The 10397-nt window shown below is 69.2% G+C and carries 8 protein-coding genes; 7 read left to right on the top strand and 1 reads right to left on the bottom strand.

Features of this window, described 5'->3' with window-relative positions:
* The first annotated feature begins 82 nt into the window (after positions 1 to 82).
* The 7 genes from HRL41_RS03950 to hypD all read left to right on the top strand — a co-directional run bounded on the left by HRL41_RS03950 (position 83) and on the right by hypD (position 9580).
* Positions 83 to 418: a hypothetical protein gene (locus HRL41_RS03950; protein WP_172135647.1), complete on the top strand. Its 336-nt coding sequence runs from the start codon at positions 83 to 85 to the stop codon at positions 416 to 418.
* Positions 419 to 975: 557 nt separating this feature from the next.
* Complete coding sequence (locus HRL41_RS03945) at positions 976 to 2382, top strand: Sapep family Mn(2+)-dependent dipeptidase (protein ID WP_172135646.1); 1407 nt, start codon at positions 976 to 978, stop codon at positions 2380 to 2382.
* A gap of 328 nt (positions 2383 to 2710) precedes the next feature.
* Positions 2711 to 3424 (top strand): LytTR family DNA-binding domain-containing protein, encoded by a 714-nt coding sequence (locus tag HRL41_RS03940; RefSeq protein WP_165047174.1) that lies wholly within the window; start codon positions 2711 to 2713, stop codon positions 3422 to 3424.
* Positions 3425 to 3648: 224 nt separating this feature from the next.
* Positions 3649 to 5538 (top strand): glucose-6-phosphate isomerase, encoded by a 1890-nt coding sequence (locus HRL41_RS03935; RefSeq protein WP_172135645.1) that lies wholly within the window; start codon positions 3649 to 3651, stop codon positions 5536 to 5538.
* A gap of 7 nt (positions 5539 to 5545) precedes the next feature.
* Positions 5546 to 8173 (top strand): carbamoyltransferase HypF, encoded by a 2628-nt coding sequence (locus HRL41_RS03930; RefSeq protein ID WP_172135644.1) that lies wholly within the window; start codon positions 5546 to 5548, stop codon positions 8171 to 8173.
* Positions 8174 to 8215: 42 nt separating this feature from the next.
* On the top strand, positions 8216 to 8485 hold the full coding sequence (locus tag HRL41_RS03925) for a HypC/HybG/HupF family hydrogenase formation chaperone (RefSeq protein ID WP_172135643.1): 270 nt from the start codon (positions 8216 to 8218) through the stop codon (positions 8483 to 8485).
* Between the two features lie 3 nt (positions 8486 to 8488).
* A complete protein-coding gene (gene hypD, locus HRL41_RS03920) occupies positions 8489 to 9580 on the top strand; it encodes a hydrogenase formation protein HypD (RefSeq protein ID WP_172135642.1) in 1092 nt (363 codons plus the stop codon).
* 106 nt (positions 9581 to 9686) lie between these two features.
* On the opposite strand, the gene HRL41_RS03915 is transcribed toward hypD, so the two are convergent.
* Entirely contained in the window at positions 9687 to 10274 is a 588-nt protein-coding gene (locus HRL41_RS03915) for an NUDIX hydrolase (protein WP_172135641.1), read from the bottom strand.
* Positions 10275 to 10397 lie beyond the last annotated feature (123 nt).

Here is a 10397-nt window from a genome sequence, read left to right as displayed (position 1 = left end):
GGTGAAGAACGGCGAGATGTACTCGATCTAGCCTTCGACGCGAACAATATACACCAGGAGCATGCTCTCATGAGACGAGAGCATGGCGCAGCATGCCCGAAAACAGGTCCTAAATATAGGGATTGACCACACCGAGATCCGCCAGATCCTGGAGAAGGGCATGTTCATCTTCGACGAGCTTGCCTGCGCTGACATGGTGGTCCTCATGAGCCATGTCAACTCCAACCCGCGCGCCTCCCTCGGCGGCAAGTCGCCCATACAGATGCTGCGCTTCGTCTACGGCGACGACGATGCAAACGCCCTGCTCGATGCCTTCGGCATCTATGGGGTCAACCGCGATGAGCTGATGCTCAAGCCCGAGATCCTCGACATAGAGCGCGCCAAGCGAGGGGAGCCGCCACTGACCCGTCTGAGGTAGCGCCAAAAGAGCAAGGCGATGCGTTGCGCTTAGTCTTGAAGCCCTCACGGGAGGGCTTGCGTCAGCATGCCCTCAGACAAACCGCAACGCTCCTAAACGGCCCCCTGACATGGCCTCTGCCTAGGACCAGCCACGCAATCAGCACCAAAGTGTTGCGCCTACCTCGGGAAACACGCAACGTTCACGGGCGTTGCGTTTACTTTGATAAGTTTCCGTGCTTTTCCGGCGCCGAGCCGCCATAATGGAGGGCAGCGCTTATAACGCGGCGCTCACGGCGCAGCGCTTGCAACGCGGGCTCCTGTGACGCGGCGCTTGTGGCGCAGCGCTTGCAACGCAGCGCTCGTGGCGCGGCGCTCGTGCCGTGCCTGCCGCAACGCCTCGCCGCCGACGCTCCACCGCGATGCCCTGACGGGCATTCGGCCGCAGCGCTTGACGCGACGCACCGCCGCAACGCCCCCCGATGCTCTGCCAATGCTCCGCTGACGCTTTACCGCAACGCTCCCGACGCACCATCCCGCTGCACCATCCTGCCGCAACACTCCGACGAAAGGAAAGCCATGGAACGCAACGACGTCATGACCGCCGCAGAGAAGTACGTGGAAGAGAACTGGCCCGCCATGCTCGAGGACATCACCACGCTGGTGCGCATCCCGAGCTTCGAGGACCTTGGCGCGGCAGCTCCCGGCGCGCCCTTCGGCCCGGGGCCGCGCGCCGCGCTCGACGCGGTGCTCGGCATCGCCGCGGGCATGGGGTTCGCGACGGGCGACGTCGACGGCTACATGGGGTTCGCCGATCTCGGGGGCACGGCCGGCACGCAGATCGGCATCATCGGGCACATGGACGTGGTGCCGGCGGGCCCGGGCTGGAGCTTCGAGCCCTACGACGTCACGGTCAAGGACGGCTGCCTCGTGGGGCGCGGCGTGCTCGACGACAAGGGCCCCTCGGTGGTGGCGCTGCACGCCATGCGCTTCCTCGCGGGCCTCGGCCTGCCGCTGCGCCACATGGTGCGCTTCCTCTTCGGCGCGAACGAGGAGTCGGGCATGGGCGACGTCCCCTACTACCGCGCGCGCTACGCCGACCCGACGTTCCTGTTCACGCCTGACGCGGAGTTCCCCGTGTGCTACGGCGAGAAGGGCGGCTTCGACGCGCGCATCACGAGCGCGCCGCTCGGCGACGGCGTCATCGTGGAGTTCGAGGGCGGGGCGGCCACCAACGCGGTGCCGGGGCAGGCGCATGCGGTGGTGAGGGCGGACGCGGCGAGCCTGCCCGCCGCCGAGCGCCTGACCGTGACGTCGGCGGGCCCGGGCCTCGCGCGCATCGAGGCCGCGGGCAAGAGCGCGCACGCAGCCATGCCCGAGACCGGCGTGAACGCGATCGCGCTCATCGTGGACTACCTGCTGGAAAACGCGCTGTGCAACGAGGCCGAGCGTGCCTTCCTCGCCTTCGACCAGCGCCTTCTTGGCGCCACCGACGGCTCGGGCGTAGGCATCGCGACGTCCGACGACTACTTCGGCCCGCTCACGGTGATCGGCGGCACCATCGCGCTCTCCGACGGGCGCCTCGTGCAGACGATGGACTCCCGCTTCCCCACGTCGATCACGCCCGAGGAGATCACGGCGGCGCTGACGGCGCTCACCGACCCCATCGGCGCCACGTTCGAGCGGACCCTGCTCATGGAGCCGTTCCTCGTGGAGCCCGACACGCCCGAGATCCAGGCGCTGCTCGCCGCGTACAACGACGTGACCGGCGAGTCGCGCGAGGCGTTCACCATCGGCGGCGGCACGTACGCGCGCGAGTTCACGCGCGGCGCGAGCTTCGGCCCCGAGATGCCGTGGCTCGAGATGCCCGCGTGGGCCGGCGGCATACACGGCCCCGACGAGACCGTGAGCGTCGCGCAGCTGCAGACCGCGTTCAAGATCTACGCGCTGGCGCTGTTCGACCTGCAGCAGCTCGACCTCGGCTAGCGCGAAGCGCGCGGGCGCGGCGCAAGCGCGTGGCAAGTGCGCCAGGCGCGCCGGGCGCAGGCGAGCATGCTCCCCGGCGTGCCCGCGCCCGCACCTGCCTCCCGGCGCGCCCGCCCAGCCCCGCCGCATCCGCCCCACGCAGGCGGGCGCGGCGAACGGCGGGCATTCGGAAGCGAGCGGGCGCATTCTCTCCGCGAGCGGCATCCGCGTTCGTTGGCTGAGCATCATAATAACTACACAAATCGCCATGCTTTTTCGGCGAAAGGCGTTGTTCTGCTCTATAATACGAAAGAAGTTTTACGTTCCCGTACCGTGTTTGGAGGCAAACGTGCTCAAGGCAATCATCGTTGACGACGAGGCCCCTGCGCGCTCAGAGCTCCGCTTCCTCTTAGATGAAGTCGGCCAGGTCGAAGTGGTCGCCGAGGCGGCCAGCGTTCGCGAGGCCATCGAGAAGCTGAAGGAATACCCCTGTGACGTCATGTTCCTCGACGTGAACATGCCCGAGGCAACCGGCCTGCAGCTGGCCGAGGCGCTGCGTCACCTCAAGTTCCCCCCGGCGGTCGTGTTCGTGACGGCATACAGCGAGCACGCGCTTGACGCGTTCAAGGTGAACGCCATCGACTACCTGGTGAAGCCCGTCGAGACCGAGCGCCTGGCGCAGGCCATCACGCGCGTGCGCGAGCAGGTGTCGCTGCACATGCAGGCGCAGAAGTCCGAGCGCATCCCGGTTGAGAAGGGCGGCAAGAAGATCCTCATCGGCATCGACAAGATCCGCTTCGTCATGGCGCGCGACGACTACGCGTACCTGCAGACCGACACCGACCGCTACTTCTCCACGGTGAGCCTGGCCCAGCTGGAGAAGCGCCTGGACGGCCACGGGTTCTTCCGCGTGCACCGCGGGTACCTGGTGAACCTGTCTTTGGTCGAGGAGATCGAGTCGGTCTCCGGCGGCACGCTGCTGCTCACCTTGAACGGCGTGGAGGAGAAGATCCCCGTGTCCCGCCGCCGCGTGAGCGCCCTCAAGAAGGCCCTCGGGCTGTAAGGTCGCGAAGCCGCGAGGACGGTAGCGAACAGCCAGGAAAGCGGCATCAAGTGACGAGAGGCAGCCTGCGGGCTGCCTCTCGTTTCACAGAACCGCCACACGCAGGGCTTGAAATAGGCCGCGTGCAGGTACTTTGCTAGAATGTCCGCAATTCCATAATTTGGTCTTTTTGCGCCTCTTGCCGGGAAAGCAGGGGAGAGGGGCGCCTCGAGAAGAAGGAACCTATGATTTCCGGAGAAATGGAGAAGCTCTACCCGTCAGCGAAGACGCTGGTGAAGGAGTGCGTGGCGAGCCGCATCTTCGCGAAGGACGCCACCTTGTACGACTTTTCCGAGGAGGCGCAGAAGTGCGCCGAGAACTTCATGGGCTGGGCCGACCTGGCCAGCCATCCGCAGTGCGACATCAAGGAGATCCAGGCGTTCGCGGACGAGGTGGTCGCCGACGGGTACGACACGGTGGTGCTCATCGGGCAGGGCGGCTCCACGCAGGCTCCCATGACCATCACCAAGTACAACAAGCAGGACTCCAACCGCGTCAAGTTCCGCACGCTCGACTCCGACTCGCCGGTGCGCATGCGCGAACTGCTCTCGGCGTGCAACCCCGCCACCACGCTGGTCGTGATCTCGTCGAAGAGCGGCGGCACCATCGAGCCGCGTCTCCTCTCGTGCGCGCTGCGCGAGAGCTTCGCCAAGCAGATCGGCGAGGAGGCTGTGGCGAAGAACTTGGTCGCCATCACGGATCCGGGCTCTGACCTGGAGAAGCAGGCGAAGGCGGAAGGCTGGCGCGCGGTGTTCTCCGGCGAGCCCACCGTGGGCGGGCGCTTCTCGGCGCTCTCCGTGTTCGGGCTTCTGCCTGCGGCGCTCGCGGGCATCGACCTCGACGCGTTCATCGAGCACGCCGTGGAGGCCGAGCAGCGCTGCAGCGAGGACGCCATCGACAACCCGGCCATCAACCTGGCGGCGTTTCTGTACGACAACTACCATGCGGGGCGCAACAAGTTCTCGTTCCTCACGCCGAAGCGCGGGCGCGTGCTCGGCCTGTGGATCGAGCAGCTGGTCGCCGAGTCGGTGGGCAAGGAGGGCCAGGGCATCCTGCCCAACATCGAGATCGACTCGCTGCTCCTGACCGAGGACCCGGGCGACCGCAGCGTCATCATGTACCAGACCAAGACCGACCTGTGGGACGAGCGCCGCAACTTCGAGATGAGCCTCGCCTACGTGGACTCGTCCATCCCGCGCCAGAACTACCGCATCGACTCGGTGGAGGAGCTCGCGGAGCACTTCGTCATGTGGGAGTACGCCATCGCCATGTGCGGCTACCTCATGAAGGTGTGCCCGTTCGACCAGCCTGACGTGGCGTCGGCGAAGGCCGTGGTGCTCGACATCCTGCGCGAGGGCCAGCCCGCGCCCGACTACGAGGAGAACTTCACCGACGAGATCCACATGGGCACCGTCGAGGTGCGCCAGGCGCCGATGTTCGAGGGCTGCGACGACATGCGCTCGAGCCTCTACGCGCTGCTCTCGTCGGTCCAGCCGGGCGACTTCTTCGCGCTGAACGCGTTTCTGCCGTTCACGGGCGAGGGGCGCCGCGAGGCGCTCGAGGCCATCCGCCACGGCGTGGCCGAGGCGTTCGGCGTGGTGTCGTGCCTGGAGGTGGGCCCGCGCTACCTGCACTCCACCGGCCAGCTGCAGAAGGGCGGCCCGAACTGCGGCGTGTTCCTGATCCTGTCGGCTGACGAGCTCAAGGACATCCCGCTGCCGCGCGAGGCCGAGTCGCTCGGCGCGCTCGCGAAGGCGCAGGCGTCGGGAGACCTGATCACGCTGGCGAACCGCGGGCGCCGCTGTGTGCACCTGCACCTGCCCGACAACTCGGGCGTGACGCTGCGCATGCTCGCGCAGGTGGTGCACGAGACGATCACCGAGATCATGACCGACCGCGCGCTGGCCGAGGAGGCCGCGGCTGCGGAGGACCGCGAATCCGAGGAGGCCGCGGCTGCCGAGGCCGAGGCTGCTGCGGCGGCGGCTGCGGCAGTTGCGGCGGGCGCCGAGGCGCATGAGGTCGAGGGCGTGACCGCCGTGGTGACCCCCGCGCCCGCGCCTGCAGAGGCCGAGTAGCGCGGCTGTGGTAGAGGCGCTCGACATACACGTCCAGGGCATCGTCCAAGGGGTGGGGTTCCGCCCCTTCGTGTATCGCATGGCGAAGAAGTACCTGATCAACGGCTGGGTTCTGAATGCGACCGACGGCGTCCACATCCACGCCGAAGGCGAGGGCAAGCTGCTCGACGAGTTCGTGCTGGAGCTTTCGGACAACGCGCCGGCCGCCGCGCAGGTCACGCAGATCGAGCTTAGGGAAGTGCCGCTCGAGGACTTCGACCGCTTCGAGATCCGCTTCTCGGACGCCGCCGCGGCAGAGCAGACCACGCTCGTGTCGCCCGAGCTCGCCACCTGCGACGACTGCCTGCGCGAGCTCTTCAACCCCAACGACCGGCGCTTCCGCTACCCGTTCATCAACTGCACGAACTGCGGCCCGCGCTTCACCATCATCGAGGGGCTCCCGTACGACCGCGCGAAGACGTCGATGCGCGACTTCGCGATGTGCGGCCGCTGCGCCGCCGAGTACGCCGACCCGCTCGACCGCCGCTTCCACGCCCAGCCCGACGCCTGCTTCGACTGCGGCCCCGTTGTCTCGTTTGCCTGGCGGCAAGCGGACGAGGCTGACGCTGCGGCTCCGACAGGCGCCTGCCCTCCGCCTGCTCGTCGGCGAGAAGGCGACCTTCTGATCTCGGAGGGGCGGACGCGCGCGGAGAGCGACGCCGTCTTCGCGCGGGCGGTCGAGCTCCTGCGCGCGGGAAAGATCCTGGCGGTGAAGGGCCTCGGCGGCTTCCACCTGGCATGCGACGCGAACAACCCCGAGGCGGTGGCGCGCCTGCGCGCGCGCAAGCGACGCGAGGGCAAGGCGTTCGCGGTCATGATGGCCAACGTGGGCGACGTGCGCGCGGTGTGCGAGGTCAACGAGGTGGAGGAGGCGGTGCTCACCGGCGCGCAGCGGCCCATCGTGCTCCTGCGCAAGCGCGCGGGCGCGCGCCTCGCGCCGCGCCTCGCCGACGGCCTGGGCGAGCTCGGCGTGATGCTGCCCTACACGCCCGCGCAGCACCTCCTCATGCACGACTTCGCCGCTGCGGCGGAGGCGGGCGCAGGTGCCGCCGGGGCTGCTGGGGCCGCCGGGGTTGCCGGAGCCGCCAGGGCCGCCGGGGCGGGGGAAGGCGGCGCCCTCCCTCCCATGCTGGTGATGACCTCGGGGAACCTGCACGACGAGCCCATCGTGGTGAGCGACGAGGAAGCCTACGCGAAGCTGGCGGACGTGGCCGACGCGTTTCTGGGGAACAACCGCGACATCCTCACGCGCTTCGACGACTCGGTGGTGCGCGTGATCCGCGCGGGCAGCGCGGGGCACGCCGTGCAGTTCATCCGCCGCGCCCGCGGCTACGCGCCGCTTCCGGTTCCGCTCGCCCTCGCGGGACAGGCGGAGCAAGCCGACGCCGCGGCTTCCCGTGGCGCCCGGCCTTGCCGCGCTGACGGAGGCTCGCCCGTCATCTTCGCCACGGGGCCGGAGCAGAAGAACACCTTCACGCTCCTGCGCGCAGGCGAGAAGGGCGCGCAGGATGCCGAGGCGTTCGTCTCGCAGCACGTCGGCGACATGGAGAACGCCGAGACCTATGACGCGTGGCTGGCGGCGCGCCAGCGCTACGAGGAGCTGTTCGAGCTTGCGCCCGCCGTGGTCGCCTGCGACCTGCACCCCGAGTACCTCACGTCGAAGTGGGCGCATGGCCAGGCGCTTCCCGTGACGGAGGTGCAGCACCACCACGCGCACGTGACTGCGGTCATGGCCGAGCACGGCTTGCGCGACGCAGTGTGCGGCATCGCGTTCGACGGCACGGGCTACGGCGTCGACGGCGCCATCTGGGGCGGCGAGGTGATGCTCGCGAACCTGCAGGCGTTCGAGCGCTTCGCCAACTTCGCCTACGTGCCCATGCCGGGCGGCGCGGCGGCCATCAAGCACCCGCTGCGCATGGCCTACGGCGTGCTGTGGGCCTTCGACCTGCTGGACCACCCCGGCGCCGCGCCGGCGCTCGAGGCGCTCGGCGCGCAGGCGGGCATCTGCGACGCCATGATCGAGCAGGGCATCAACACGCCGCTGACCTCCTCGGTCGGGCGCCTGTTCGACGCGGCCAGCGCGCTGCTCGGCGTCTGCGCGGAGCCTGCCTACGAGGGCGAGGGCGCGTGCCTGCTGGAAGCGGCCATCGGCGACCTCGCGGAAGGGGATGCCTCCGGCGATGCGGAAGCGGACGCCGCCGAGCGCTATGCGGTGGCGGTCGTGAAGAACACGGCCACCGAGGCGAGCACGGCGCAGGACACCTCGGTGGTCCTGCTCGACGCCGAGCCCACCTTCCGCGCGCTGCTCGACGACGTGGCATCAGGCGTGCCCGTGCCGGTCATCGCGCGGCGCTTCCACGACGCCGTGGTGGGCGCCGTCGCGCAGGCGGCCGAGCTCGTGCGCGCGCTGTACGGCATCGAGACCGTGGTGCTCGCGGGCGGCGTGTTCATGAACCGCTACGTGGTCGAGCACGCGCTGTCCGCGCTCGAGGACGCGGGCTTCACGGTCGCCATCAGCCGCGACCTGCCGCCCAACGACGGAAGCGTCTCGCTCGGCCAGGCTGTGGTAGCATGGGCGAAAACGAAGGCGATGTGACGTTCCTCCGCGCGCGACACCGGAGGGTGAAAGAAGGCAGACATGTGCTTGGCGATTCCGGCGAAGATTACCCAGATCGAGGACGGCAGGCTGGCGACGGTCGACATCCTGGGCGTGACGCGCTCCATCTCGGTTGACCTCACGCCGCAGGCGGGCGCGGGCGACTACGTGCTCGTGCACGCGGGCTTCGCCATCGAGGTGGTCGACGAGCAGTTCGCGCTGGAAACCATTGACCTCATCAGGCAGTTCCCCGATCTCGTAGGCGAGGACCTGGGGGTTTCCGAAGAGCAGATCGCCGTCGCGGGGGCGTGAGAAATGGGTGACCTGCGAGCAGAGCTCAAGGCGTTCAAGGACCCCGAGCTGGCGCGGGGCCTGATCGGCTCCATCCGCGCGCTGGCGCCGGCGGGCGCCACGCTCATGGAGGTGTGCGGCACGCACACGGTGGCCATCGCGCGCAACGGCATCCGCGGCCTCATGCCCGAGGGCACGCGCCTGGCCAGCGGCCCGGGCTGCCCGGTGTGCGTGACGTCGAACCACGACATCGACAAGGTGATCGCGCTCGCGCGCGTGCCGGAGGTGACCATCGCCACGTTCGGCGACATGACGCGCGTGCCGGGCTCCACCTCGAGCCTGCTTCAGGAGCAGGCCGCCGGGCGCTCGGTGGAGATCGTGTACTCGCCGCTCGACGCGCTGCGCCTCGCGCAAGACAACCCCGACCGCCAGATCGTGTTCGTGGGCGTCGGCTTCGAGACCACCACGCCGCTCGTGGCCATGGCCATCAAGCGCGCGAAGGCGGCGGGCCTGGCGAACTTCAGCGTGTACGCCGCGCACAAGAACATGCCCGGCGCGCTCGAGGTCATCATCAACGACCCGGCGCTCAAGGTGGACGCGCTCATCCTGCCGGGGCACGTGAGCACCATCATCGGCGCCGAGCCCTACCGCTTCCTCGCGGAGAAGTACGGCGTCCCCGGCGTCATCACGGGCTTCGAGCCGGTTGACGTGCTGCAGGGCATCGCCATGATCATGCGCCAGCTGCACGAGGGCCGCGCCGAGATCGAGATCGCGTACGCGCGCGGCGTCATGCCCGAGGGCAACCCCGTGGCGCTCGCCGCCATCGACGAGGTGTTCGAGACCTGCGCCTCCACGTGGCGCGGGCTGGGGGAGATCCCCGGGTCGGGCTACCGCATCCGCGAGGAGTTCGCCGACTTCGACGCCATGCGCCGCTTCGCGCCCGAGGTGGAGCCCACCGTCGAGCACAAGGGCTGCCGCTGCGGCGACGTGCTGCGCGGCATCATGCCCCCGAGCGACTGCCCGCTGTTCCGCACGGTGTGCTCGCCTGAGAACCCCGTGGGACCCTGCATGGTCTCGAGCGAGGGAAGCTGCGCCGCGTACTACCGCTACTACTAGGGCTAAGACGAAGGAAGTGCGTCCGAGTGGGCTGCTGGCGCGCGCCCGAGCGGGCCGCGCTGCCTGAGCGGGGCGGGATGCGCTCGGGCAGGCTGCTGGCGGCGCGCTAGAGCAGGCCGCTGGCGGTGCGCGCGGCGGGCAGCTTGTCGATGAGCTTGCGGTAGATGCGGTCGCGGATCCACGGCTCGGTCGAGAGCGCGATGGCGTCTCCCAGCGGCACCCAGCGCACGCCGCTGTTCTCGTCGGGCTTGACGCGCAGCGGCTCGGCGGGGTCGGCCACGGCCAGGTACGTCACGTTCAAGTGCAGGTGCGAGCTCACGTAGGCGCCGCGCTTGACGTGCCCGTCCACCGTGAGCACCTCGAGCGAGTAGATGCCGCCCGGCCCGCACGGCAGAAGCCGCGCGCCCGCCACGCCCGTCTCCTCCTCCAGCTCGCGCAGCGCCACGCGCGCCAGGTCGCGCTCGCCGTCGGCATGTCCGCCGATCCAGCTCCACGAGTCGTAGATGTTGTGGTACACGAGCAGCGTCTGCGTGAACGTGGGGTCGACCACCCAGATGGAGCACGCCATGTGCGCCTGCGCCGCGCGCTCGAAGCACGCCGGGTCCTCGCGCAGCGCGCGCAGGATCACCGGCTTGTCGGCCGCCTCCTGCTCGTTGAACGGCTCGAAGGCGAGGATGTCATCGTAAAGGCCCATACCCGACAGTGTACCACGCCGTGTTCGCGTCCTCCCTTCGCCTGAGCTCCGTGTCTCCGCTTGCCCCGCGCGCGAACCGGCGGCAGCCCCGCCCCCGCGTCCTCGCGCCCCCTGCGCTGCCCG

Source organism: Adlercreutzia sp. ZJ473, from assembly GCF_013185065.1.
GTDB lineage: Bacteria > Actinomycetota > Coriobacteriia > Coriobacteriales > Eggerthellaceae > CAAEEV01.
This window is presented reverse-complemented; position numbering and strand designations above follow the sequence as displayed.

Excerpts from the sequence above, each read along its gene's own strand:
- HRL41_RS03950 (WP_172135647.1), top strand. The coding sequence starts at position 83 with ATGGCGCAGCATGCCCGAAAACAGGTCCTAAATATAGGGATTGACCAC.
- HRL41_RS03945 (WP_172135646.1), top strand. The coding sequence starts at position 976 with ATGGAACGCAACGACGTCATGACCGCCGCAGAGAAGTACGTGGAAGAG.
- HRL41_RS03935 (WP_172135645.1), top strand. The coding sequence starts at position 3,649 with ATGATTTCCGGAGAAATGGAGAAGCTCTACCCGTCAGCGAAGACGCTG.
- HRL41_RS03925 (WP_172135643.1), top strand. The coding sequence starts at position 8,216 with ATGTGCTTGGCGATTCCGGCGAAGATTACCCAGATCGAGGACGGCAGG.
- hypD (WP_172135642.1), top strand. The coding sequence starts at position 8,489 with ATGGGTGACCTGCGAGCAGAGCTCAAGGCGTTCAAGGACCCCGAGCTG.
- HRL41_RS03915 (WP_172135641.1), bottom strand. The coding sequence starts at position 10,274 with ATGGGCCTTTACGATGACATCCTCGCCTTCGAGCCGTTCAACGAGCAG.